Here is a 24,644-nt window from a genome sequence, read left to right as displayed (position 1 = left end):
ACTTGGCCCTGTACAGAAGGGGGAAATCCTCCGGGGTGGGGTGGGCTGTCGAAGACCTGTACTTCCGGACATTTCCAGGAAAGGGGTCTTCAGGCGCCGGTTCGCCTTGACCGGCGGGTTCAGGGGGCGTTGCCGGGGACCCGTGGCGGCACGGCCGGCAGTTCCAACGTGACCCGCAGTCCCCCCAGCGGGGAGTCGTCGAGACGGAGGGTGCCGCCATGCAGGCGGGCCAGTTCGTCGCTGATGGCAAGCCCCAGGCCCGTTCCGGGAACCGTCTCGTCCAGCCGGCGGCCACGTTCCGGCAGGACGGCCCGCCGTCCGGGCGGGATGCCGGGGCCGTCATCCTCCACCGTCACGACGGCAACCGTCCCGATCCGGGTGACGCCCACCCGGACCAGCGACCGGCCCCACTTGGCGGCGTTGTCGATCAGGTTGCCCGCCATCTCCTGCACGTCCTGCGCATCGCCCCGGATGCGGATGGCGGGGTCGCCGGAAAGATCGATCCGGATGCCGCGGTCGGCATGGAGCCGCTGCACCGCCGCGGCCAGCGGGCGCAGGGTCGCCAGTGCAGGGCTTCCGGCACTGCCCAGGGTGCGCCCGGCCGCAGCGGCCCGGGCGCGGGCCAGATGCCGTTCGATCTGGCGCTGCATCCGGTCGGCCTCGCGGGCGACGACGCCGGCGGCATCCTCCCCGCCGCCGGAGACGGCATTGGCGATGACGGCGAGGGGGGTCTTCAGGGCGTGCGCCAGATCGGCCGCTTCGGCCCGGGCCCGCTCCACCATGGCCGCGTTTTCGGTCAGGAGCTGGTTCAGGTCGTCGGCCAGGGGCTGCACCTCGTCGGGGAAGCGTCCCTCCAGCCGCGTCGCCGTGCCCGCCCGCAGTTGCGCCAGGGCCGCACGCATGCGGCGCAGCGGCACGAGGCCGAGCCGCACCTGGACCAGCGCCGCCGCCATCAGCCCTGCGGCCAGGATCGCCAGCGACAGGGCCAGCACCTGAGAGAAGTCGGCTGTCGCCGCCTGAATATCGGCCGCATCGGCGATCACGGCCACGCGCACCGGCAGGTCGATCCCGGAAAGCTCCAGCGTGCGCTCCCAGGCGACCAGACGCTCACCGGCCGGGCCGGTCAGCTCATGCCGGTGCAGTTCACCGCTTGCCGGCCGGTCCACCGGCAGCGCCAGGGTCTGGTCCCAGAGCGAGCGGGAGCGCAGCACCTCCGCATCGCCGACCATCACCTCCCAGTAGAGCCCCGACAGGGGCCGGTGGAAGCGGGGATCGCCGGGGTCGCGGGTGACAGCCAGCCGGCCGTCGGCGCCGATCTCCAGCGCCGCCGCCAGCTCGTCAAGCTGGTGGCCCATGCGCCGGGCGAGATCCGCCTCCGCATGGCGGCGGAACAGGTCGGTGAGGAAGATCCCGGCGATCACCAGGGCGGCCGTGACCCAGACCGCGGCCAGCGCCAGCAGGCGTCCGTTCAGCGATCCCGACGCCATCACCCCGCATCCATGCGGTAGCCCAGCCCGCGCTCCGTGCGGATCACGTCCACCCCCAGCTTGCGGCGCAGCCGGCCGACGAAGACTTCGATCGTGTTGCTGTCGCGGTCGAAATCCTGGGCGTAGACATGCTCGGTCAGCTCGGTGCGCGAGACGACGCGGCCCTGGTGGTGCATCAGATAGTCCAGCACCTTCAACTCGTGGGCGGTCAGGGAGACGAGACGACCGTCCACGCTGACCCGGCCGGTGCGGGTATCCAGCAGCACCGGGCCGCACCGGAGGTCCGCCGCGGCATGGCCGCCGGCCCGGCGGATCAGGGCGCGCAGCCGGGCCAGCAGTTCCTCCATCCGGAAGGGCTTGGCCAGGTAGTCGTCGGCGCCGGCGTCGATGCCCTCCACCTTCTCCTGCCAGGTGCCGCGCGCCGTCAGGATCAGCACCGGCGTGACGATGCCCTGCTGGCGCCAGCCGCGCAGGGCGGACAGACCGTCCCGGACCGGCAGGCCCAGGTCCAGGACCACGGCGTCATAGGGTTCGGTCTCTCCCAGGAAGGCCGCCTCTTCCCCGTCGGGCGCTTCATCCACCGCATAGCCGGAGGCTGCCAGCGCGTCCCGGAGCTGGCGGCGCAGGGCCTCGTCATCCTCCGCGACCAGCACCCTCATCGGTCCTGCTCCCGCCAGCCGCGATGCCCACGGCGCCGTTCCAGGTCGCGGCCCTCGACGCCGAGAAGGGTGCCGTCGCGCGCGTCATAGACCAGTTCCAGCACCCGCCCGTCCTCCGTCAGCAGCTTCACTTCATAGGTCAGGCGGCCGTGGTCGTCTTCCAGTTCGGCCTCCAGCAGGCGTCCGGGGAACTCCGCCTCCGCGCGCTCAAGGATGTCGCGCAGCGGCAGTACCTCCCCCCGCAGCACGGCCTCGCGCGCGCGGTCGTGATCGCGGCGATGGTCGTCGTCCGCGCGCAGGGGAAGCGGGGCGGCGGTCAGGAGAAAGCCGCCGAGGGCAAGGCCCGTGAGGGCGAGGATCGTCTTCTTCTGCATGCCTCCACTCAGCACCTCTGATGCTGAACGCACGCTGAACGGAGTGTTCAGAGCAGGTTCAGGCGACCCCGGGCAGTCTCCACGGCATCGCAACCTTTCCCCCATCCCCCGGAGGACGACCATGATCTATGCCAAACTCACCGCCGCGACCCTGCTGGCCGGTTCCGTCCTGGTCGGCGGCTATGCCGTCGCCAAGGAGATTCTTCAGGACACCGGTCCGGCGACCACCACCGCTTCCCCGGCGGTCTCCTCCCAGGCTCCGGCGCCCATGCCCATTCCCCAGCTCATCGACCTGCTGGCGAAGCAGGGCTACACCGACGTCAGCGAGGTCGAGCGCAAGACCGGCGCCATCTACGAGATCAAGGCGCGCGACGCGAACGGCAACCGCCGCGAACTCTATGTCGATGCACGGACCGGCGACATCCTGAAGGAAGAGCGCAGCGGCAAGGACGGGTGGGGGCACCGCTGATGACCACCATCAACCAGCCTGACACTGTGATGTCAGAGGCCATCACTCCGGATGCTGCCGAGCCGCCCCCGGCCAGCGTCCGGGTCTGGGACCCGCTGGTGCGGGTCTCGCACTGGACGCTCGCCCTGGCTGTCGCGGTCGCCTGGATCAGCTCGGGCGACGCTTCCACGGCGCACCTCGCGGCCGGCTTCACGGTGCTGACCATCGTGGCCGTGCGCTCCTTCTGGGGGCTGGCCGGCAGCCCGCATGCCCGCTTCGACGACTTCGTGCCGACGCCGGCAGGCTTTCTGGCCTACTGCCGCGATCTGATCGGCGGTCATGCCCGGCGCTACATCGGCCACACGCCGGCCGGCGGGGCCATGATCGTCGCCCTGCTCGCCTGCCTGCTGCTCACCACGGCGACCGGCGTTGGCCTCCAGTACGGCGTTCCCGGCGATTTCATCCGGGAGCATGACCTGGAGGAGATCCACGAGGCGGCCGCCACCGGAATCCTCGTCCTGGTCGGCCTGCATGTCGCCGGCGTCCTGCTGACGGGTCTGATGCACCGGGAAAATCTCGTCCGCGCCATGCTCACCGGGCGCAAACACGCCTGACCCCGGACGGCAAAGGGGGCGCGGCGCCCGGTCGCGCCTCCGTCCGGGACGGCCCGGTTCTCCAGGCCTTTCCACCCCTCCCTTTCCACCGGACCGCCCCGCGGCGGACCTGCCCGTTCAGCCGGCGTTCAGGTTGGCCGGACGACCCTTGCCACCGCTTCCCCGAAGGCTCCCATGACCAACGACGCTTTCCCTTCCGCTGCTTCCGTCCGTTCCCGCCGGCTCCGTCCGCTGGTCGCCGCCGCCTTTCTGCTGGTCGCCGGCCCGGCCCTGGCCGCGGGTGACGACGCCGCCAGCCGCGATGCCCTTCTGGCCTCCTATGCGGCGCAGGCGAAGGCCCAGGATCCCGCCTTCACCGGCTTCTCCGCCGAACGCGGCCGGGCGGTCTATCTCGGTCAGGTGGCGGGGGCCGAGGCTGACGGCTGCGCCGCCTGCCATACGGCGGACCCCCGTGCCACGGGCCAGCACCGCAAGACCGGCCGGGCGATCAAGCCGGTCGCCGTTTCGGTCAGTCCCTGGCGGTTCACGGATGCCGACTACGTCGAAAAGCATTTCCGCCGCGACTGCCCGGGCGTGCTGGGCCGCGAGTGCAGTGCCCAGGAGAAGGGCGACTACATCACCTTCCTCGCCAGCCAGTAAGGCCGGCCGCGCGTCCACCGCAGCGCCCGCCTTCCCGCCAGCCTTTCAGGATACAGGACCCTCTCCCATGAGCCTGCGCCATGCCTTCGCCGCCGCCGCCCTGATCGCGGCCGCCGCCCCCCTCTTCGCCAGCCCCTCCCTTGCCGACCGCGGCGGGCACGACCGTGACGGGGCGGCCCGCCCCGTCACCCATGCAGCGACCCTCAAGGAATGCGGCCAGTGCCACATGGCCTTTCCCGCGGCCCTGCTGCCCGCCGCGGGCTGGGACCGCCTCATGGACACGCTGCCCCGTCATTTCGGCGAGGATGCCAGCCTGCCGGCGGAGGTGGCAGCGGACATCCGCGCCTATCTGACCGCGAATGCCGCACGTCGGGGCGATACCGATACGATCCGCATCACCGAGCAGCGCTGGTGGCTGCGCGAGCACGATTTCCGGCCCCAGATCTGGGAACGCCCCCACATCCGCTCCAAGGCCAACTGCGAGGCCTGCCACGACCGGGCGGGGCAGGGGGTGTTCGAGGATGAATGAGCCCGGAGTAAGCCGGTTGCCCTGTGCTGGTTATTCTGTCGCAGGGAGACCGTTTCCTGACAGATCTCAAGGCCCGGCGGCTGTTCTGAGTGCGACCCTTCCCGCCGGGTCCAACCCCGAAGAACGGAGGCAATCCCATGCGCGTGTTGACAGCGTCGTTCCTGGCGCTCTCCCTGTCGCTTCCTGCGGCATCGGTCGCCATGGCCCAGTCCCAGCCGCCGGCGTCTCCCCCGGTGGCGGAAGCGGACGATACCCCCCTCTACGGCAGTCAGTTGATGACGCCGCAGGAGCGGATGGATCTGCGCAGCCGCATGCGGCAGGCGCGGAGCATGGAGGAACGGGAGCAGATCCGGCAGGAGCACCATGCCCGGATGCAGGCCCGGGCCAAGGAGCAGGGCGTCACCCTGCCCGACGAACCGCCCGCCATGCCCGCCCGGGGCATGGGCCAGGGGCGTGGCATGGGTCCCGGCCAGGGCATGGCTCCCGGCCAGGGGATGGGCCCGGGCCAGGGGATGGGCCAGGGCCGCGGCATGGGTCAGGGCATGGGGCCGGGTCAGGGCATGGGCCCCGGCCAGGGAATGGGTCCCGGTCAGGGCATGGGGCCGGGCATGAGGGGGCAGGCGCCCGCCGCGCAGCCGCCGGCCTCGCCGCCGCCCGCCGCACAGACCGACAGGACCGGCGGGCAGTAAGCCTGCCGGTTCAGATGAGGGTCACCCCGGCGCCGGATCTCCGGCGCCGGGGAGTCTTTCCTGCATCACCGACACTGCCGTCACCAACACTGCGCCACGCCGTCGGCGGATACCGCCGCGACATCGCGCCTGCAAGGGAGGCGGCCGATGTCCGCTCATGACCTGAAATCCATCCTGCTGATCGCCCACCGCTGGGTCGCCCTGATCCTGACGCCGCTGTTCGTGCTGATCATCCTGTCCGGCGCCGTGCTGGCGGTGAAGCCGATCCTGGAGGCGGTTCCCCGTGACGCCGCGGCCCCTGCGCCGGTCGATACGGCGGCCCTGGTCGGGCTGCTCGACCGGGTCGATCCAGGGGGTGCCGCGCGCATGGCGGTCATCGGCGGCGACGGGCATACGCTTGTCCTCGCCAAGCCCGGCGGCGTGCGCGACACCTATGATCTGGCGACGGGGGCGGCCGTGTCCGCGCCGCAGCAGGGCGCCGATTTCTTCGGGCTGGTCAAGCGGTTCCATGAGGACCTGCTGCTGGAGGCCGGCCTGCTGGTGGAGATCGCCACCTGGGCCATGACCCTGCTGATCATCATCGGCCCCGTCCTGGCCTGGCCGCGGCTGAACCGCACGCTCGCCGGCTGGCACCGCGGCATCGGCTGGGTGCTGTTCCCGCTGGTGCTGCTGACGCCGCTGACGGCGGTGCTGATGATCCTGCACATCGGCGGTCCCGCCCGGCCGCAGCTCCCGCCCTCCGCCGCGCCGGCCAGCATCGCCCGCGCGCTGGAGCAGGCGGCGCCCGCCGCCGACCTGTCCGGTCTCGTCTGGGCGCGGTGGATGGGCAACGGGGTGATGCTCCTCACCGGCACGCCCGACGGCCGCGTGGCCTACCTGGTCGGCGGCGGCGCCGTGGCCCCGATGGAGGGCGGGCCGGGCCTGATCCATGAGCTGCACGAGGGGACCTGGGCCGGCGGCTGGTCGGGCCTTGTCAACCTGTTGGCCTCCGTCGCCCTGCTCGGACTGACGGTGACCGGGGTGCTGCCCTGGGTCCGGCGCTGGCGGCAGGCCCGCCGCCGGTCGGGCGGTGCGGATGCCGATATTCTTGTCGCCTTCGCCAGCCAGACCGGCCGCGCCGCGCGGCTTGCGGAAGCCACGGCCGCCGCGCTCGCGGCCGGCGGCGGCAAGGTGTCCTGTGCGGCGCTGGCCGCGCTGGCGCCGGAGGAACTGAAGCACTTCCGGCAGGTCCTGCTGGTCGTGTCCACCACCGGCGAGGGCGAGATTCCGGACCAGGGCCGGGCCTTCCTGCAGAGGCTCCGGGGAACGGACCTCAAGGGGGTGCCTTTCGCGCTGCTGGCGCTGGGCGACAGCCGCTATCCCGACTACTGCGCCGGCGGCATCGCGGTGCGCGATGCTTTGCTGGCGGCGGGTGCTGTGGAAGCGGTCGGCATGGCCTGCGTTGACGGGGAGGCCATGGGGCCGTGGCGGGACTGGCTGGCGGCGGTGGGCACCCGGATCGGCGTGGATACCGGCAGCGTCGCGGCCCCGGAGGCCGACCGCCCGCTGTCCCTGACCCTGGTCTCCCGCCGGCAGCTCAACGACCCCGCAGACCCGGATACGCATGAGGCCTGGAGCCTGCTGTTCCAGGGCGACGGACCGCTCGACTACCGCTCCGGCGACCTGCTGATGGTGTCGCCGGGGCCGGGGGAGCCGCCACGGCCCTATTCCGTCTCGGCGGCGCCGGGCCAGGGGCCGGAGCACCTGTTGCTCACGGTCGGTCTGACCTGGCGGCGCGAGGCGGACGGCAGCGAGAGCCTGGGCAAGGCGTCGGGTCTGCTCTGCCGCGGGCTGCGACCGGGCGACCGGCTGGACGCGACCCTGCGCCGGCATCCCGCCTTCAACCCGCCGTCGCCGGAGGCGGATCATCCCATGATCCTGCTCTGCGCCGGCTGCGGCATCGCCCCCTTCATCGGCTTCCTGGCCGAGCGCGAGGAGACGGGAGCACGGCAGCCGGTCTGGCTGGTGTTCGGCAACCGCAAGCGCAAGGCGGACTTCTTCTACGGCGACCTGCTGGAGGGCTGGATGCGCCGTGGCGTGCTCGCCCGCCTCGATACGGCCTTCTCGCGTGAGCCGGAGGGTGGCTACGCCCCCGACCGTCTGATCGAGGCCGGGGCGGAATTCCTGGAGTGGATGGACGAAAAGGGGGCCGTGCTCTACGCCTGCGGCCGGGCCAGCACCCTGGGCGCCGGACTCGACCGGGCGCTGCACACCATCCTGGCGCGTCACCGCGGCATGGATGCGGACGCGGCCACCCGCCAGATCGCCCGCTGGGACGCGGAAGGCCGCCTGCGCCGCGACCTGTTCGACTGAGACCCGGCGCCGGGCGGCTGTTCCGGACGGATGCCCCCGCGGTTCTCCCGCGGGGGCGTTTCCCTGTGGATCAGGGAGCGCTCAGGCGCCGCAGCACTTCTTGAACTTGCGGCCGCTGCCGCAGGGGCAGGGGTCGTTGCGCCCCACCTTGGGGGCAGACCGTGGCTTCGTGCCGATGATCCCGTCGGCATAGAACCAGCGCCCGTCCCGGCGCACGAAGCGGCTGGTCTCGTGGTGGACATAATCCTTGCCGTCGGTCCGGAACCGGGCGACGAATTCGACCCAGCCCTCCTCGTCGCCGGCCCCGCCCTTTTCCGTGGCGCGCACCTCCAGGCCCGTCCATTCGCTGGTGCCGGACCAGTTGGCGGTCTGCTCGCGGTCGAAGTCGCCGCGCGTCTCCGGCAGCAGGGTCTGCTCCAGATAGTCCACGGCCCCGGTCGCATAGGCCGCGTAGCGGGAGCGCATCAGCGCCTCCGCGGTCGGGGGCAGGGCGGCGCCCGACAGGTGGGGGCCGCAGCAGGCATCAAGGGGACGGCCGGAGCCGCAGGGGCAGGCTGACATGATCTCTCCCGGAACTGGCGCCCCCTCCTAGCGCAGGTGGGCGGCACCCGCCAACCCCCCGGGTGCCCGCGGACCGCTCCCGGTGCCCGCGCCACCCGCGCGGATGCCGCCCTGCCGCTTCCGTGCTAAGCATGGGCCATGGACTGGGACCGACGCAGCGGACGGGGGGCGGGGCGGTGGCCGGACGGTGCCACGGCGCTGCTGGCGCTGGCGCTCGCCCTGCCGCTCACCGTCGTGCCGTTGCCGGCGCGGGCGGAGCTGGAGGACGATCTCGTCCGCCTGGATCTCCTGGTGCTCGACGTGGAGAACGCGCACACGACCCGCCGGATTGAACTGGCCGAGGGCGCCACGGCCCGCGTGCCGCTGGACGGGAGGGCCATCACCGCCCTGGCCGGCTTCGCGCTGGACCTGCGCCGGTCGGGCGGGCGGCTGGAGGTGCGGCTGCTGTCGCGGGAGCGGCGCCCGCTCTTGCGCCTTGCCGACCGCATGCCGGCCGGCGACCGCCTTGCCATCCCGGTGCGGCCGGGGGAACGGGTGGCGGCCCTGCGCCTCGCCCCCTGGGTGGATGTGGCGGCTGCGGCGGGGCTGCCCTGCCTGCTGCTGTCGCGCGCGGCGGAGCGGACGGGCCTCGACCGGAGCGGAGCCGGGCCATGAGGACCGTTCCCCCCGGCCCGGACGACACCTTTGCCTCCCACGTTCCGGCCTGGAAGATCCCCGGTCTGCGTGCCCGGCTGACGGCGGCCGAGCACGAGGGCCGCCTGGGCGAGCCCTGCGGCCACGAACACCGTGCGCTCGTCCGCCGTTGGGCGCGCGGCTACGCCCTGCATTCACGCCAGCAGGCCGAGAAGGAGCGCCAGGGCAAGGCCGGGCGCGCGCCGGGCGGCTGGAAGGCAGGGGCCGAGCGTGGTCCCGGCACCGGCCGGCGCAGGATCGCCACCGGCGCCCGGCTGAAGGCGATCGAGGCGGCGACGGCCGCCAGTTTCGCGCCGCGCGACTGGCTGACGGCCGAGCTGCTGCCGGGCGACATCGTGCGCGCCTACGAGGCGACGCAAGATCCGCTGCGGGCGATGGGATCGGTGCGGCCGTCCTACCGGCGCTATCTGCAATGGCTGCACTGGCGCCGCAGCCTGGGGCCGGTTGCGGACCTGCGGGTCGAAGCCGGGCCGGTGCTGCGCCATCATCCGGAACTGCGGGAGTTCGGTCTGGCGCACCAGGGGGCGGGCCTCTACCGCGGCACGGTGGAAGGCGAACTGGTGCCGACCCTGCGCGTCTTCTGCGCCCGCCACCGCATTCCCCTGCGCGTGCTGCCCGGCGCCGGCTGACCGGCGCCGCGGTCCGGCGGCGGTCACCGTCGCGGGAACCGCCCATAGAAAAGGGGCGGCCCGAAGGCCGCCCCCAGAGGCTGGGTACTGGTGTCGGTGCTCAGAACTCGTAGCGGACGCCGACGAGGATGCTCCACACCGAGGAACGTGCGCTGACCTGGGAGTTCGGGTCCTTCAGGCCGGCGGAACCGGGGGCGTAGACGTACTTGCCGTCCACGATCCGGGCCTCCAGCACATCGACCGTGCGGCCGGCGGAGAAGGAGACCTGCTCCAGTCGGCCCCAGTCCTTGTTCAGCATGTTGCCGAGGTTGCGGATGTCGAAGGTGAAGACGCCGCGGTGACCTTCCAGCAGGCCCGGGATCTCCTGGGCGATGTGCAGGTCGAAGGTATGCACCCACGGGCTGGTGAAGCCGTTCCGCGGGGCGATACGGCCGGCGTACTTGGTCAGGCCGTTCTCTTCCAGGTACGGCAGGAGCTGATCGTAGCTGAAGCCGGGGGCGTAGGTGACCAGCGGGTCGTTCGCACCCGACGGCACGTAGAAGAGCTGGCGGGACCGGTTGTTGTTGGTGCAGGCCGGATCGCCGAACGGGTTGGCGTTGCCGCCCGAGGAACCGCAGCGGAAGGCGTAGCTGTAGGGCCGGCCCTCGCGGCTCTCGTGGAACAGGCTCAGCGTCGTCTCGAAGTCGCCGAAGAAGGCCTTCGACCAGCTCACGCTCGTGGTGAAGCGGTGCTTCACCTCGTAGTCGCTGGTGTCGGAGCCCGGATCGTTCGGATCGCTGACGGCCACGTTCTCATAGTTCGACGAGGCGACCGAGCTGGTCAGCGCGTGCACTTCGTCGATGTTCTGGTAGGCGTAGCCCGCACCCAGGTCGAAGTCGCCGTAATCCGTCTCCCAGGTCTTGGCGAGACCCAGGGTCAGGACGACGCCTTCGCCCTCGTCGGTGTTCGTGACCATGAGGTCGCTGTTGGTGCCGATCGACGGACGGCCGTCGGCGCGCGACTGGTAGATCGGACGGCCGTCCGGCGCGGTGCCGACCTTGACCAGACGCAGGTCGGTGTAGCTGATCGCCTCCTTGACGCGGGAGTAGATCGCCTCGGCGGTGACGACGTAGTCGCTGCCGAGCGGGCCGAGGTCGAACACCTGGTCGACCGCGAAGCTGGCGCGCCAAGTGGACGGGATCTTGAAGTCCGGGTCCAGCGCGTTGACGAAGCTGTCGCTACCGGAGGCCAGGAGCTGGCCGGCCGCGGGCACGACCGCCGAGGAATTCGGATCGACGTTGTTCAGGATGGAGTTGGCCGGCGTCGTGTTGGCGCGGCGGATGTCAACACCGACCTGGGTGATGCCGTCGTTGCTGTAGTTGTTCGACATCCAGACGGTCGGGCCGAGCGCGCTGAACAGGCCGACACCGCCGCGCAGGGTGGTGCTTTCCTGGACCTTCCAGTTGAAGCCGGCGCGGGGCAGCCAGAGGTCGCGGCCGTCCAGGTTCTCGTCGTTGCCGAAGCCGTAGCGGCTGACGAAGTTCGTGTTCAGGCGCGGCTTGTCGTCAGAGCTGTAGTACTCGTAGCGCAGGCCGGCCGTCAGCGTGAAGTCCGGGGTGATGTTCCACTCGTCCTGCACGAACAGGCTGTCGACCTTGTAGCCCCAGTCGGCGGCAGCATCGAGCGGGTTGTTCGTCCCGGCAGCGCTGTTGTAGCGGAAGCGGGAGGCGCGGCGGGCCTCGAAATCGGCGATCGTGTTGAACTCGAACTCGCCGAGGCTGCGCTGCACGAACAGATTGTAGTAGTCGTAATCGTCACGCTCCCAGCCGGCCTCGACCTTGTGGTCGCCCAGCAGGTAGGTGCCCTTCAGCTTGTAGGACAGCGTCTCGGTTTCGAGGACGTTGGACTGGCTGCTCGACTCGGTGCCGAGAACGAACTGGCTGCCACCCGGATCGCGGATGATGATGGAGGAGAAGTTCAGCGGCGAGGTGGTCGGCCGCAGGCTGTCCACCTTCTTGTAGCCGACCTTGGCTTCGGTCGAGAAATCGGTGGTCCAGTCCGAGAAGACCTGGAGCGAGTAGCTCTCCATCTTCTGGGAACGGTCGTAGCTGTACGAATCGTAGCCCAGACGGGTGTTGTTGGACGAGGTGACGTAGTTGTTGCCCTCGTCGCGCTGGTAGGCGGCGGAGATACGGTGATCGTCCGTGAGGTTCCAGTCCACCTTGGCCAGGATCTTCTCGTCGGACTCCGGCTGCGGCTCGCCCAGGCCCATGGCATCGTAGCCATAGACGCGGCGGGCGATCTCGGCGACCTGCTCGTACTCGGCCTGGGTGATGCCGCGCACGGTCTGGCCGGCGCCCGACCCCTCGGGGCCGTAGGAGATCGAGCTGTCGCCGCTGTACTTCTCGTAGTTCACGAAGAAGAACAGCTTGTCCTCGATCAGCGGGCCGCCGATCGAGCCGCCGTACGTCTTGTCCTTGTACGGCGAGATGATGTTCTTGTTGTCCTTGCTCCGATCGCCCGACAGGTTGTCATCGGAGTAGTAGTAGAACAGCGAGCCGGTGAACTCGTTCGTGCCGGACTTGGTGACGATGTTGACCGTACCGCCGGTGAAGCCGGAGTACTCGACATCATAAGGCGCCGTCAGAACGGAGAGCTGGTCGATCGCGTCCAGCGAGATCGGCACGCGCTGCGTCGGGTAGCCGTTCGCGTTCAGGCCGAAATCGTCGTTCTGCTTCACGCCGTCGACGGTCAGGCTGTTGAAGCGGTTGTTGGCGCCGGCGATGGTGATCGCGTTGCCGTTGGTCGGGTCCAGGCTGACCTTCGGGTCGCGCTTGATCACGTCCTTGAGGTCGCGTGTCGCGGTCGGGGTGTTCTCGATCGCGCGGCGGTCGAACTGGGTGCCGGAGCCGATCACCAGGGCCGTCGTGCGCTGGCCGGTGACGACGATCTCCTCGACCGACTGCTGCTGGCCGCTCTGGAGCACCAGGTCCAGGGAGAACGGCTCGCCCAGGGTGATGAAGACGTTCTCGACCTGCTGGGTCTGGATGCCGCTGCCGGTGAAGCGGATGGTGTAGGGGCCGCCGATGCGCAGGCCCGTCGCCAGGAAGGAGCCCTGGGAATTCACCGCGGCCGAGGACCGGGTGCCCGACGGGGTGTGGATGATCTCGACGTTCACGCCGGCCGCGGGCTCACCCTCAGCGGTGAAGATCTGGCCGCGGATCGAGGAGGTGGTCTCCTGCGCGACCGCCGGGACGACCCAGGCCGAGGCAACAGCCAGCGCCATGGCGCCGGTGCCCAGCTTCAACACGTTCAGATGCCGCCGCAAGGCTGCGGCAGCCCGCTTGGTCTGCATGGTCATTACGTAGCCCCCAAATGTGATTCGGGTCCGGGTGGCCATGAGGCTTCCGAATTCCGCTGCCCGTATTCCCGAATGGTGTTACAGCTTTGTGAAACTTTGAGCCGATTTCGACTCAGTCGTGCATGGCTCTTTCGATTGTCGGGGGTTGTTGCCGGCACGCTACAGTTCGCGGGTGCGATAAAACGGGAGCCTGCGGGCTGTCTCCGGGGATGGCTTGCCGAGAATTTCGTGTTCCGGGGCTGTCCTGGAAAGTCCTTTCTTCTTAAGGCTCAAGGGCGGTCATTGCGGGCGTGGCCGGCCCGCCTGCCGAGCCGTCCGGCGGATCTCCTCTGTCCTTGCTGCGATGCGGTATGTTGCTTTCGGACCGACAGGCCCGCCCCGGCGGACCGTTCGTTGCCTGATCCGTGGCTTGCGCGATCGAATGGTGCCCGGAGGGGCGGGGGAGCGGCGGCCGCGATCCCGGCCGCCGCGGGGCCGGCCTGGTGCGCGCGACCGGGGTGGCGGCCCGGCGCGACCCCGATCCCGACCGCCGGAGGGCGTCGCGGGGGGCGCCGACGGCGAATCGCCCGAGACCCCGGCGCCGGGGTCAGGCCTCCGGCCGCCAGCGGCGCAGCAGCAGGGCGTTCGTCACCACGCTGACGCTGGAGAAGGCCATGGCCGCGCCCGCCAGCACGGGGCTCAGGAGGCCCAGTGCCGCCAGCGGGATGCCCAGCACGTTGTAGGCGAAGGCCCAGAACAGGTTCTGCCGGATCTTGGCGTAGGTGCGGCGGGAGACGGCCAGCGCATCCGCCACCAGGGCGGGGTCGCCCCGCATCAGGGTGATGCCCGCCGCCTGCATGGCGACGTCGGTGCCGCCGCCCATGGCCAGCCCGACATCGGCCGCGGCCAGGGCGGGGGCGTCGTTGACGCCGTCGCCGACCATGGCGACGGTCCGGCCCTCCGCCTTCAGGGCGGCGACGCGGCCGCCTTGTCCTCCGGCAGGACCTCCGCCAGCACCGTGGGGATGCCCAGGCGGCGGGCCGTGGCCTCGGCGCTGCCGCGGTTGTCGCCGGTCAGCAGCACCGTGCGCAGCCCCGCCGCGTGCAGCCGCTCGACCGCCTGCACCGCAGTCGGCTTGGGCGCATCGCCGAAGGCCAGCAGGCCCAGCAGGACGGGACCGGCCGTGTCCGCCAGGAAGGAGACGGTGCGTCCCTCCGCCTGCTGCCGGGCCGCCGCGTCGGCCAGCGGGGCGAGGTCGATGCCGAGTTCCTGCATCAGCCGGGCGCTGCCCAGGCGGAGGTCGCGCCCCGCCGCGGTGGCGGCCACGCCGCGGCCGGGCAGGGCGCGCAGGTCAGCGGCCGGTGTCACCGCCAGATGCCGGGCCGCGGCGGCCGTCCGCACCGCCTCGGCCAGCGGATGCTCGCTGCCGGACTGGACCGCCGCGGCGAGGCTGAGCAGGTCGGCTTCCGCGATCCCGGCCGGCACCAGCGCCACGACCGCGGGGCGGCCTTCCGTCAGGGTGCCGGTCTTGTCGAACACCACCGTGTCCACGGCATGGGCGCGCTCCAGCGCCTCGGCGTCCTTGACCAGGATGCCCGCCTGGGCGGCCACACCCGTGCCCGCCATGATGGCGGTCGGCGTGGCGAGGCCCAGCGCGCAGGGACAGGCGATCACCAGCACCGAGACGGCGGCGACCACCGCCGTCTCCACCGCGGCCCCCGCCAGCAGCCAGCCGGCCAGGGTGACCAGGGCGATGCCCAGCACGACCGGCACGAAGACGGCGGCCACCCGGTCCACCAGCCGCTGGATCGGCGCCTTCGCCGCCTGCGCACTCTCCACCAGCCGGATGATGCGGGCCAGTACCGTCTCCGCCCCGACGGCCGTGGTCTCCACCAGCAGCCGTCCCTCGCCGTTGACGGAGCCGCCCGCCACCCGCGCGCCCGGCTCCTTCGCCACGGGCAGGCTCTCGCCCGTCAGCAGGGATTCGTCGGCATGGCTGGCGCCCTCGCGGACGATGCCGTCCACCGGGATGCGTTCGCCGGGGCGGACCAGCACCGTGTCGCCGACACGGACCGCGGCGGCCGGCACCATCTCCTCCCGCCCGTCGCGCACGACCCGCGCCGTCTCCGGCCGCAGGGCCGAGAGCGCGCGGATGGCGGCGGTGGTCTGGCGCTTGGCCCGCGCCTCCAGGTACTTGCCCAGCAGCACCAGGGTGATGATGACGGCCGACGCCTCGAAGTAGAGATGCGGCGCACCCGCGGACGGGGCTGCGACGGCCAGTTCCCAGACGCTCAGCGCATAGGCGGCGCTGGTGCCCAGTGCCACCAGCAGGTCCATGTTGCCGCTGCCGGCTCGCAGCGCCCGCCAGCCGGCGGCGTAGAAGCGGGCGCCCAGCCAGAACTGCACGACGCTCGCCAGGACAAGCTGCACCCAGCCCGGCAGCATGACGTGCAGGCCCGCGGCCTGGAGCAGCATGGGCAGGGCCAGCGGCAGGGTCAGTACCGCGGCGGCCAGCACACGCCCCCGCTCGCGCCGGGCCCGGACCTCCGCGGCGGCATCCGCGTCCGCCTGCGCCTCGTCCCGGCGCGGGGCCGCCTGATAGCCGGCGCGCTCCACGGCGGCCACCAGCGCCTCGGGCGGTGTGCCCAGGACGGTGACCCGCGCCGTCTCCGTCGCCAGGGCCACGTCGGCCGCCAGCACACCGGGAACCCGCGTGAGCGCTTTCTCCACCCGCGCGACGCAGGAGGCGCAGGTCATGCCGCCGATCTCCAGGTCCAGGGTCTGCGTCGGGGCGTCGAACCCGGTCCGGCGCACCGTCTTCAGCAGGGCTGCCGCTCCGGTTCGTGTCGGATCGAAGGCGACGGAGGCACGCTCCGTCGCCAGATTGACGGTGGCGTCCGCCACGCCCTCCAGCCGCGACAGCGCCTTGCCGATGCGGCCGGCGCAGGCGGCGCAGGTCATGCCGGTGACGGGGAAGTCCAGCCGGGCCGTGGTGGCGGCCAGGGGCGTGGCGGCCAGGGTCGCGGCGGGGGCCGGAACGGGGTCCTTGCGGGGCAGTGCGGTCATGCTCGATCCTCCGATGCCCCTTACAGATGGACCTTCCAGTGACTGGAAGGTCAAGGGGCCGGTTCCGCCCGCCGGTGCGGATGCCCCCTCTCTCCCGCTGACGCAGCGGGGCGATCCGGCTATAACCCCGGCCGCCAGAACCGCCGGGAGCCGGTCATGCCATATACCGCCGGGGAGATCCGGGCCCGCGTCCTGCATCGGGATGCGGACGTCCTGATCCTCGACAAGCCGCACGGCCTGCCGGTCCATTACGGCACCAAGACCGTGGAGCATCTGGAGCAGTACCTGCCCTGGATCGCCTTCGAACGGGAAGAGCCGCCGCGGCTGGCGCACCGGCTGGACAAGGACACCAGCGGCTGCCTGGTCCTGGCCCGCGACGCCGAAGTGGCCGCCCGGCTGGGGCGGCTGTTCCTGCACGGCCATGTCGGCAAGACCTACTGGGCCGTCGTTCTCGGCCGCCCTCGCGGCGATGCCGGGCGGATCGACCTGCCGCTCCTGAAGGTCCACATTCCCGGCTGCTCCAAGGTCGTCGTCGATCCCGACGGCAAGCCGGCCCTGACGGACTGGCGCCTGCTGGCGACGGACGGTCGGCTGTCCTGGCTGGAGCTGACCCCGCGCACGGGGCGCATGCACCAGCTCCGGGCCCACTGCGCCTGTTCCGGCTTTCCGATCCTGGGCGATCCGATCTATGGCGCCGAACAGCCGCCGCCCGTCCCGCTGCATCTGCACGCGCGCACCGTCTCCTTCCACCTGGGACCGGCCGACGGCCCGCCGGTCGCCGCCACGGCACCGCCGCCCCGCCACATGGCGGCGACGCTGGCGCGCATCGCCGGGGAAGCGGCCCCCCTGGCGGGCTGCTACGAGGGGGAGCGGGCATTCTCCTGAAACCGGCCCTCTGAACGAGAGCCGCGGCGGCTGCCGGCCCCGGCCTCAGCGTATGGCAGCCGGTGCCGGCCAGGGGCCATCCGCGGCGGGGCCGCCGGCCACCGTTTCGCTCCAGCCCGGCGGCACGCCGTGCATGTCCGGCAGCCGGTGGGCGATGCCCTTGTGGCAGTCGATGCAGGTCCGCTGTCCGGTGAACAGGAAGGCTTCGTGGACCCGTGCCGCCCGCGCGCCCTGCCGGGTGATGTCCATGGAGGCCGCGCTGTGGCAGTTGCGGCATTCCAGGCTGTCGTTCGCCTTCAACCGGGCCCATTCGTGCTCGGCCAGCTCCCGCCGCTTCGCCACGAACTTGTCGCGCGTGTCGATGCTGCCGAAGATCGTGCCCCAGACCTCCTTCGAGGCCTGCATCTTGCGCGCGATCTTGTCCGTCCACTCGTGCGGGACATGGCAGTCCGGGCAGCTCGCCCGCACGCCGGAGCGGTTGCTGAAATGGATGGTGGTCTTCAGTTCCTCGAAGACGTTGTCGCGCATCTCGTGGCAGCCGACGCAGAACGCCTCGCGGTTGGTCAGTTCCAGCGCGGTGTTGAAGCCCCCCCAGAACAGCACTCCGGCCAGGAAACCGCCGAGCGTGAGGAAGCCCAGGCTGAGCCGGGTCGCCGGCCGGGAGAACACCTGCCAGGACCGCAGCCAGGGTCGCAGGAGGAATCCGGGCAGCCTCATCGCCCGCTCCCGCTGTCGGGCGTCGGCTCCACCAGCGCATCGAAGGGCCGGAAGCGGTTCTCCACCACCGGCCGCGCGTCGGTCTGCGGGACATGGCACTGGGTACAGAAATAGCGCCGCGGCGCCACCGCCCCCAGCGTCTGCCCCTCGCGCGTCTGGTAGTGGCTGATGCTGACCATCGGCGCCTGGACCTGCTCCGTATACTGCCGGCTGTGGCAGGTCAGGCACTGGTTGAGTTGGAGATTGACCTGATAGCCCACGATGTTGTGGGGAATGACCGGCGGCTGTTCGGGGTAGTTGCGGGCCCGCCGCCGGTCGTCGGTGATTTCCTTGGCCAGGGGCGGGGCCGCCGCTTCGTCGGTGAAGCCGACCGGCGGCCGGAAGGGCGTGTCCGTACCGGCCCGGCCCGTGCCCTCCTGGGCCGCCCTTCCCTGCACCGCCACCGCGGCGCACGCGACCACCAGCCCGCCCGAGAGCAGCGCCATCCGCACGGCTGCGCGCATTCCCGTCCCCCTCCCTATGCCTGCACCGGCACCACCTTCACGGCGCATTTCTTGAAATCGGTCTGCTTGCTGATCGGGTCCGTGGCGTCGAGCGTCACCTTGTTGATCAGCCGCGCGCTGTCGAACCAGGGCACGAACACCACCCCGCGCGGCGGGCGGTTGCGGCCCCGTGTCTCCACCCGGGTGCGGATCATGCCGCGGCGCGACGCCACCTCGACCTCCGAGCCGCGGCGCAGGCCGCGCGCCCGGGCGTCGTCGGGGTGCATGAAGACCACCGCCATGGGAAACGCCTTGTAGAGTTCCGGCACCCGCATGGTCATCGAGCCGGAGTGCCAGTGCTCCAGCACCCGCCCCGTCACCAGCCAGAGGTCGAACTCCGTGTCCGGGGATTCGGCCGGGGCCTCGTAGGGGTAGCTGATGATCTTGGCCTTGCCGTCGGACATGCCGTAGAAGCGCACGCCCTCGCCCGCGGGGACATAGGGGTCCAGGCCCTCGCGGTAGCGCCAGCGGGTCTCCTTGCCGTCCACCACGGGCCAGCGCAGCCCGCGCTCCTCGTGATAGGTATCGAAGGGCGCCAGATCGTGCCCGTGGTGCCGGCCGAAGGCGGCATATTCCTCGAACAGCCCCTTCTGGACGTAGAAGCCGAAATGCTCGGATTCGTGGTTGGCATAGCCGGCCTCGATGTCCGACAGGGGATAGCGGTTCGTCTCCCCGTTGGCGAACAGCACGTCGTAGAGCGTGCGGCCCCGGTAGGCGGGATTGGCGGCCAGGATCTCCTCCGGCCATGCCTCGTCCGTCGTGAAGCGGCGGGAGAACTCCATGAGCTGCCAGAGGTCGGAGCGTGACTCGCCGGGGGCGGGGACGAGCTGGTGCCAGAAATGGGTGCGCCGCTCGGCATTGCCGTAGGCCCCCTCCTTCTCCACCCACATGGCGGCCGGCAGCACGAGGTCGGCCGCCATGGCCGTCACCGTGGGATAGGCGTCGGTGACGACGATGAAGTTGTCCGGGTTGCGGTAGCCGGGCCAGGTCTCCTGCGCGGTGTTCGGGGCCGCCTGGAGGTTGTTGTTGCACATCACCCAGTAGGCGTTGAGCCTGCCGTCCTTCAGCATGCGGTCCTGCAGCACGGCATGGTAGCCGGGCTCGCCGCTCAGCAGGCCGGTGGGGACCTTCCAGATCTCCTCCGCCCGCCGCCGGTGGTCGGCGTTCGTCACCACCATGTCGGCCGGCAGCCGGTGGGCGAACACGCCGACCTCCCGCGCCGTGCCGCAGGCGCTGGGCTGCCCCGTCAGGGAGAAGGGGCCGTTGCCGGGTTCGGAGATCTTGCCCGTCAGCAGGTGGATGTTCGTGACCAGGTGGTTGCACCAGACGCCGCGGACATGCTGGTTGAAGCCCATGGTCCAGAAGGACACCACCTTGGTCTTCGGGTCGGCATACAGTTCCGCCAGCGCCAGCAGGCGCTCCTCGGGCACGCCGGTGAGCCGGGCCGTGTGCTCCAGCGTGTAGGGCCTGACCAGTTCGGTGTAGCGGGCGAGGTCGCAGGGCTTCGCGTCCGCGGCCTCGCGGGCATGGGTCGCCCGCATCTCCAGCTCGTGCTCGGGGCGCAGCCCGTAGCCGATGTCGGTCGTGCCTTCGTGGAACGTGGTGTGCCGGGTGACGAAGTCCTTGTTGATCCGGCCGGTGCTGATGATGTGGTTGGCGATCCAGTTCAGGATCGCCAGATCGGTGCCGGGGTGGAAGACCATCGGCACGTCGGCCAGATCGAAGGTCCGGTGCTCGAAGGTGGACAGCACGGCCACCTTCACATGCGGGGCGGACAGGCGGCGGTCGGTGACCCGGGTCCAGAGGATCGGGTGCATCTCCGCCATGTTGCTGCCCCACAGCACGAAGGCGTCGGTCTGCTCGATGTCGTCGTAGCAGCCCATGGGCTCATCCATCCCGAAGGTGCGGATGAAGCCCACCGCGGCCGACGCCATGCAGTGCCGGGCGTTGGGGTCCAGGTTGTTGGAGCGGAAGCCCGCCCGCATCAGCTTGGACTGGGCGTAGCCCTCCCAGATCGTGGCCTGGCCGCTGCCGAACATGCCGACGGCCTTCGGCCCCTTCTCCTTGAGCACGCGCTTCCACTGCCGCGCCATCTCGTCGAAGGCGCGGTCCCAGGTCACCGGCATGAACTCGCCGTCCTTGGCATAGCGCCCGTCGCGCATGCGCAGCAGCGGCGTGGTCAGCCGGTCGGCGCCGTACATGATCTTGGAGAGGAAGTAGCCCTTCACGCAGTTCAGGCCGCGGTTGACCTCGGCCTGCATGTCGCCGTGGGTGGCGACCACGCGGTCGTCCTTGACCCCCACCATGACCCCGCAGCCCGTGCCGCAGAAGCGGCAGGGCGCCTTCGACCAGCGGAGCTGTGCCGCCTCCCCCACCGCGAGCGGGGCCTGCGCCGAGGCCGGCAGGCTGATGCCGGCGGCCACGGCGGCGGTGGCCACCGCCTGGGCCTTGATGAAGTCGCGCCGGGACAGCCCGGTCGGGATCGTCTGCATGGCGGTCATGGCACCCCTCTTTCCGCACCGCCGTCCGGCTCCCCCGCCTCCTGGTGGTGGAACACCATCACGGCCGACATCACGCCCGGCAGGAGCTGAATCCGGGTCAGCGCCTCGGCGATGTCCCCGGCACTCGCCCCCTCCACCGTCACGATCGCCTTCGCCCCCTCCTCGATCTGGAGTTCGGCGCCCGGCACCCCGGCCAGCCCGTCCCGGACCATGCCGGCCTGGCCGGGATCGCGCTGGACCAGCAGGCTGGCGATGTGGAGTTCCCCGATATCCTCAGGTCCCATGGACGGCCTCCCCGGACAGGGCCCCCCCGGTCAGGGGCTCTGCGGCGGTCACCGTCACGACGCCGGCGGGACAGGCGGAGACGCAGGCGCCGCAGCCGGTGCAGGCGTCCGACGCGACCTCGGCGTCGGCCCGGCCGCCCAGGCGCACGGCGAAGCGGATGGCGCCGGCCGGGCAGGCGTCGCCGCAGCTACGGCAGTAGGTGCCCCCGGCGGCAAGGCAACCAGGACCGATCTCCGCCCGCAGCCGCCAGGGCGGCAGGGTCCGCGGCAGGAACAGCGGCTCCGGACAGGCGTCGGCGCAGGCGGCGCAGAAGCTGCACTCGCCGCGGCCGAAATCCATCGCCGGGAAGCCACCGTCGCCGGTCGTCAGCGGCCCCGGCCCGCAGGCCGCCACGCAGGCGCCGCAGCGGGTGCAGAGATCGGTGAAAGCCCGGTCCACGGACCAGGGCGGCCGGACGGGGTCGGGGACGGAGCGGCCGCCGCGCAGGAAGCGCCGCCGCGCAAGGTCGATACCGGGCATGGCGAACCCCCTAGACCTGCGACGGCCCGGGCGGGCCCATGACGAGCTGGTACATCCAGACCAGGAAGCCGTAACCGCCGACCACGGCCACCGCGAGGAACGGCCAGATCACGAAGGCCAGGAAGAAGAAGGCGACCAGCTCGACCCGGCGGCGGTCGTGGGCATCGCCGACGGGATCGGCGCTGTCGGGCGCGGGCGGGGCGGGAGCCTGGGACATGACAACCCTGCTGGACTGACCGGATGCTCTGGCCGGCCCCCGTTCGACGATCCCCGTTCGGCGGGCGGCCCCTGTCCTGTCAACCTGGGCCGGCACATCTGGTTCCCCGCATCCCGACGGACCGGAATTTGTCGCCTCCGTGCGGAGCCGGTGGCCGGGCCGTCGCGCGGCTGGCCGTGTTCTGCGGAAGAGGGTGCACGATCACGGGGGGCCGCCGGTGGCGGGACGAGGATGACAAGAATGACGGGGTGGAGGGAACGCCGGGCGCCGGCCCTGCTGCTGGCCGCGGCCCTGGCCGCCGCTCCGGTCCTGACGGCAGCCGCCGGGCAGGCCCGGCCGGAGGCTCCTGCGGCCGCGGCGGGCTTCGACGCCACGCACCTGCAACAGGCCTACCAGCGGGGCCTGGGGGAGCTGGCGCAGGTGGAGCTTGCCCTGTCCCGGACGGTGCGGCCCGAGGTGCGTGCGCTCGCCGAGGCCGCGGGGGACCGGCTGGCGGGGCTGAACGGGGACCTTGCCGTGGTCGCCCGCCGGCTCGCGGTCGCGCTGCCGACAGCCCCGCTGCCGGAGGACCGCGCGGTGCAGGACCGGCTCGCCACCCTGGAGGACCCGGCGTTCCAGGACGGCTTCCTGCGCGACCGTGCCCAGGGCCTGATGCGGCAGGTGAACACGCTGGAGAAGCTCGCCGCGCAGGCGTCCGACCCGGCGCTGCGCGCAGCGGCGGCGCAGGCCCTGCCCGGTCTGGACGCGCTGCGCCGGCAGGCCCTCGACCTGCGGGTTGCCCTGGCACCCGTGGGGGACGGGCCGGTGGGCGCCGCGCCCCCGTGAGACGCGCGCCCGTGAGAACGGTGGGCGTCATCCTGGCGGGCGGGCGGGCCCGCCGCCTGGGCGGCGGCGACAAGGGGCTGGTTGCGGTCGGCGGCACCCCGATGCTGGAGCGGATCGTCGCCCGCTTCGGCTCCCAGGTTGACCGGCTGGTGCTGAGCGCCAACGGCGATCCGGGGCGCTTCCGCAGCCGCCCGCCGCTGACCGGACTGCCGGTGCTGCCCGATGCCGGCGCGGACGGAGCGCCAGCGGCGGGAGATGAAGACGGGGCCGGCCCCCTGGCCGGCATCCTGGCCGCTCTCGACTGGATCGCGGCGCAGGGGCTGGACGCGACGCATCTGGTGAGCGTGCCCACCGACTGCCCGTTCCTGCCGGCGGACCTCGTCGCCCGCCTTGCCGCGGCCTCTGCCGGCGCGCAGGCTTCCGGTGCCGTGGCCCCCCGCATCGTGGCCGTCGCCCGCTCCTGTCCGGACGGCAGCGGGTGGATTCCGCCCCGGCTGCATCCCGTGGTGGCGCGCTGGCCGGTGACCCTCCGCTCCGACCTGCGCCGGGCCCTGTACCGGGAAGGGGTACGCAGCGTCGGCGCGTTCCTGGCGCGCTGTCCCGTGATCCCCGTCGATTTCGCCCCCCTCGACGTCGGTCCCGGGGGCGGCATCGACCCCTTCTTCAACGTCAACACCCCCGACGATCTGGCCGCCGCCGACCGCCTCGCCCACGCCCCGGACGCGGGGTGAGACGGCGCCCGGGCGGCGGCACGCCGCGCCCCTGCAGGAAAGACTTGCGGCGGGCGGTATTTTTCAGAGACTGCGGGCTGTACCGGACGGCCATGTTCCCCCAGGGTTGAACCATGCTCCGCTTCATCCACGCGGCCGACATCCATCTCGACAGCCCGCTGGCGGGTCTCTGCCTGCGGGCGGAGCATCGCGCCGACGATTTCGTCAAGGCCCCGCGCCGCGCCTTCGAGCGCCTGATCGACCATGCGCTGCGGGAGCGGGTGGACCTTTTCCTGATCGCCGGCGACCTGTTCGACGGTGACTGGCGGGACTTCTCCACCGGCCTCTTCTTCGTCTCGCAGATGGCGCGGCTGCACGGGGCGGGCATCCCGGTCGGCATCATCAAGGGCAACCACGATGCCGTCAGCGTCGTGACGCGGACCCTGAACCTGCCGCCGAACGTGCACCTCTTCGGCAGCGCCCGGCCCGAAACCTGGGAGCCGCCGGGGCTGGGCGTCGCCGTCCACGGCCAGAGCTTCCCGAACCGGGCGGTGCCGGAGAACATCGCGCTGGACTATCCGGCGCCGCGGCCCGGCCTGCTGAACATCGGCCTGCTGCACACCTCGCTGGACGGCCGGCCCGGGCACGCGGCCTACGCGCCGTGCGCGCTGCGCGATCTGACCGCCCGCGGCTACGACTACTGGGCGCTGGGCCATGTGCATGGGCGCGAGGTGGTGTCGCAGAGCCCGTGGGTGGTCTATCCCGGCAACCTCCAGGGCCGCCATGCGAACGAGACCGGGGCCAAGGGCTTCACCCTGGTCACGGCGGAGGGGCAGACCATCCGGTCGGCGGAGGCCGTGACGGCGGATGTGGTCCGCTGGGCCCGCGTGACGGCGGATCTGACCGGCTGCGACACGTTCGACGACGCCTGCGGGCGGATCGGCAGGGGGCTGGTGACGGAGCTGGAGGCGGCGGACGGCCGGGCCCTGGCCGTCCGGCTGACGCTCTCCGGCCGCACCGCGGCGCACCGCCGGATCGCCGGCGACCTGGAGCGCACCCGTGCGGAATGCGCCGCCCTGGCCGAGCGGGCCGGCGACGTCTGGATCGAGCGCGTCGTCGTGGAGACGGCGGAGCCGGGCCGCGACGGCCCCCCCTCGGCCGATGCCTTCGCGGAGCTGCTGCGCACGGTCGAGGCCATCAAGGCCGATCCGTTGGAGATGGCCGAGCTGCGCCAGGACCTGGAACAGGCGCTGGCGAAGGTGCCGGCGCCGGCGCGCCGGCTGGTCGGGCTGGAGGACCTGGACGAGGCGCGTCTGGCCTCGGTGCTCGATGGCGCGGCGGCCACGCTGCTGCACCATCTGCTGGACGGGTCGCGGTAGGGAGG

At 71.8% G+C, this 24,644-nt stretch carries 25 protein-coding genes; 12 read left to right on the top strand and 13 right to left on the bottom strand.

The features are described from left to right. Positions 1–119: 119 nt before the first annotated feature. From RC1_RS02240 to RC1_RS02230, 3 genes are read right to left on the bottom strand one after another with little or no spacing between them, the layout of a single operon-like run. A complete protein-coding gene (locus tag RC1_RS02240) occupies positions 120–1,487 on the bottom strand; it encodes a sensor histidine kinase (RefSeq protein ID WP_012565705.1) in 1,368 nt (455 codons plus the stop codon). Further along, positions 1,487–2,146, bottom strand: coding sequence for a response regulator transcription factor (locus RC1_RS02235; protein ID WP_012565704.1), 660 nt, complete (start codon positions 2,144–2,146; stop codon positions 1,487–1,489). The genes RC1_RS02240 and RC1_RS02235 overlap by 1 nt, the downstream gene beginning before the upstream one ends. Next, positions 2,143–2,520: a PepSY domain-containing protein gene (locus RC1_RS02230; RefSeq protein ID WP_012565703.1), complete on the bottom strand. Its 378-nt coding sequence runs from the start codon at positions 2,518–2,520 to the stop codon at positions 2,143–2,145. Before RC1_RS02230 ends, RC1_RS02235 begins: the two co-directional genes overlap by 4 nt. 121 nt (positions 2,521–2,641) lie before the next feature. Here RC1_RS02230 and RC1_RS02225 point away from each other — a divergent pair, with 121 nt between their 5' ends. The 6 genes from RC1_RS02225 to RC1_RS02200 all read left to right on the top strand — a co-directional run bounded on the left by RC1_RS02225 (position 2,642) and on the right by RC1_RS02200 (position 7,791). Beyond that, a complete protein-coding gene (locus RC1_RS02225) occupies positions 2,642–2,989 on the top strand; it encodes a PepSY domain-containing protein (RefSeq protein ID WP_012565702.1) in 348 nt (115 codons plus the stop codon). Between the two features lie 29 nt (positions 2,990–3,018). Continuing rightward, positions 3,019–3,582, top strand: a complete 564-nt coding sequence (locus RC1_RS02220) for a cytochrome b/b6 domain-containing protein (RefSeq protein WP_012565701.1) — start codon at positions 3,019–3,021, stop codon at positions 3,580–3,582. 174 nt (positions 3,583–3,756) lie between these two features. Beyond that, entirely contained in the window at positions 3,757–4,221 is a 465-nt protein-coding gene (locus RC1_RS02215; protein ID WP_012565700.1) for a DUF1924 domain-containing protein, read from the top strand. 67 nt (positions 4,222–4,288) lie between these two features. Then, positions 4,289–4,750 (top strand): cytochrome c, encoded by a 462-nt coding sequence (locus tag RC1_RS02210; protein WP_012565699.1) that lies wholly within the window; start codon positions 4,289–4,291, stop codon positions 4,748–4,750. A gap of 137 nt (positions 4,751–4,887) precedes the next feature. Continuing rightward, complete coding sequence (locus tag RC1_RS02205; protein WP_012565698.1) at positions 4,888–5,439, top strand: hypothetical protein; 552 nt, start codon at positions 4,888–4,890, stop codon at positions 5,437–5,439. A gap of 147 nt (positions 5,440–5,586) precedes the next feature. After that, a complete protein-coding gene (locus tag RC1_RS02200) occupies positions 5,587–7,791 on the top strand; it encodes a PepSY domain-containing protein (protein ID WP_012565696.1) in 2,205 nt (734 codons plus the stop codon). 81 nt (positions 7,792–7,872) lie between these two features. Here RC1_RS02200 and RC1_RS02195 read toward each other — a convergent pair whose 3' ends face one another. Next, positions 7,873–8,352: a YchJ family protein gene (locus tag RC1_RS02195; protein ID WP_012565695.1), complete on the bottom strand. Its 480-nt coding sequence runs from the start codon at positions 8,350–8,352 to the stop codon at positions 7,873–7,875. Between the two features lie 138 nt (positions 8,353–8,490). Here RC1_RS02195 and RC1_RS02190 point away from each other — a divergent pair, with 138 nt between their 5' ends. Both RC1_RS02190 and RC1_RS02185 read left to right on the top strand, forming a co-directional pair. Continuing rightward, entirely contained in the window at positions 8,491–9,006 is a 516-nt protein-coding gene (locus RC1_RS02190) for a hypothetical protein (protein WP_012565694.1), read from the top strand. Then, positions 9,003–9,674, top strand: a complete 672-nt coding sequence (locus RC1_RS02185) for a hypothetical protein (RefSeq protein WP_012565693.1) — start codon at positions 9,003–9,005, stop codon at positions 9,672–9,674. The genes RC1_RS02190 and RC1_RS02185 overlap by 4 nt, the downstream gene beginning before the upstream one ends. 100 nt (positions 9,675–9,774) lie before the next feature. Here RC1_RS02185 and RC1_RS02180 read toward each other — a convergent pair whose 3' ends face one another. The 3 genes from RC1_RS02180 to RC1_RS02175 all read right to left on the bottom strand — a co-directional run bounded on the left by RC1_RS02180 (position 9,775) and on the right by RC1_RS02175 (position 16,059). After that, positions 9,775–13,014, bottom strand: a complete 3,240-nt coding sequence (locus RC1_RS02180; protein ID WP_012565692.1) for a TonB-dependent receptor — start codon at positions 13,012–13,014, stop codon at positions 9,775–9,777. A gap of 586 nt (positions 13,015–13,600) precedes the next feature. Next, a complete protein-coding gene (locus RC1_RS22610) occupies positions 13,601–13,936 on the bottom strand; it encodes an HAD-IC family P-type ATPase (RefSeq protein ID WP_419760916.1) in 336 nt (111 codons plus the stop codon). 23 nt (positions 13,937–13,959) lie between these two features. Further along, a complete protein-coding gene (locus RC1_RS02175; RefSeq protein ID WP_419760915.1) occupies positions 13,960–16,059 on the bottom strand; it encodes a heavy metal translocating P-type ATPase in 2,100 nt (699 codons plus the stop codon). Between the two features lie 156 nt (positions 16,060–16,215). Between RC1_RS02175 and RC1_RS02170 the strand changes: the two genes are divergently transcribed. Next, entirely contained in the window at positions 16,216–16,944 is a 729-nt protein-coding gene (locus tag RC1_RS02170) for an RluA family pseudouridine synthase (RefSeq protein ID WP_012565691.1), read from the top strand. Between the two features lie 45 nt (positions 16,945–16,989). Here RC1_RS02170 and RC1_RS02165 read toward each other — a convergent pair whose 3' ends face one another. Genes RC1_RS02165 through napE form a run of 6 tightly spaced genes read right to left on the bottom strand, consistent with a single transcriptional unit; the run spans position 16,990 to position 21,725 of the window. Next, a complete protein-coding gene (locus RC1_RS02165; protein ID WP_012565690.1) occupies positions 16,990–17,661 on the bottom strand; it encodes a NapC/NirT family cytochrome c in 672 nt (223 codons plus the stop codon). Next, positions 17,658–18,164, bottom strand: a complete 507-nt coding sequence (locus RC1_RS02160; RefSeq protein WP_012565689.1) for a nitrate reductase cytochrome c-type subunit — start codon at positions 18,162–18,164, stop codon at positions 17,658–17,660. Before RC1_RS02160 ends, RC1_RS02165 begins: the two co-directional genes overlap by 4 nt. A gap of 14 nt (positions 18,165–18,178) precedes the next feature. Then, positions 18,179–20,704, bottom strand: coding sequence for a nitrate reductase catalytic subunit NapA (gene napA, locus RC1_RS02155; protein ID WP_012565688.1), 2,526 nt, complete (start codon positions 20,702–20,704; stop codon positions 18,179–18,181). Next, positions 20,701–20,988, bottom strand: a complete 288-nt coding sequence (locus RC1_RS02150; protein WP_012565687.1) for a chaperone NapD — start codon at positions 20,986–20,988, stop codon at positions 20,701–20,703. The genes napA and RC1_RS02150 overlap by 4 nt, the downstream gene beginning before the upstream one ends. Next, the gene (gene napF, locus RC1_RS02145; protein WP_012565686.1) at positions 20,978–21,508 is read right to left on the bottom strand and encodes a ferredoxin-type protein NapF; all 531 of its coding nucleotides are present in this window, start codon (positions 21,506–21,508) and stop codon (positions 20,978–20,980) included. The genes RC1_RS02150 and napF overlap by 11 nt, the downstream gene beginning before the upstream one ends. Before the next feature lie 10 nt (positions 21,509–21,518). Next, the gene (napE, locus tag RC1_RS02140; RefSeq protein WP_012565685.1) at positions 21,519–21,725 is read right to left on the bottom strand and encodes a periplasmic nitrate reductase, NapE protein; all 207 of its coding nucleotides are present in this window, start codon (positions 21,723–21,725) and stop codon (positions 21,519–21,521) included. A gap of 240 nt (positions 21,726–21,965) precedes the next feature. Here napE and RC1_RS02135 point away from each other — a divergent pair, with 240 nt between their 5' ends. From RC1_RS02135 to RC1_RS02125, 3 genes are all read left to right on the top strand, one after another. Next, positions 21,966–22,550: a DUF4142 domain-containing protein gene (locus RC1_RS02135; RefSeq protein ID WP_012565683.1), complete on the top strand. Its 585-nt coding sequence runs from the start codon at positions 21,966–21,968 to the stop codon at positions 22,548–22,550. Positions 22,551–22,561: 11 nt separating this feature from the next. After that, positions 22,562–23,281, top strand: coding sequence for a molybdenum cofactor guanylyltransferase MobA (gene mobA, locus RC1_RS02130; protein WP_012565682.1), 720 nt, complete (start codon positions 22,562–22,564; stop codon positions 23,279–23,281). 113 nt (positions 23,282–23,394) lie between these two features. Beyond that, on the top strand, positions 23,395–24,639 hold the full coding sequence (locus tag RC1_RS02125; RefSeq protein WP_012565681.1) for a metallophosphoesterase family protein: 1,245 nt from the start codon (positions 23,395–23,397) through the stop codon (positions 24,637–24,639). The last annotated feature ends 5 nt before the right edge of the window (positions 24,640–24,644 follow it).

It is taken from the genome of Rhodospirillum centenum SW, assembly GCF_000016185.1.
GTDB classification, from domain to species: Bacteria; Pseudomonadota; Alphaproteobacteria; order Azospirillales; family Azospirillaceae; genus Rhodocista; species Rhodocista centena.
The sequence above is the reverse complement of the archived record's forward strand: the minus strand, read 5'-3'. Positions and strand labels throughout refer to the sequence as shown.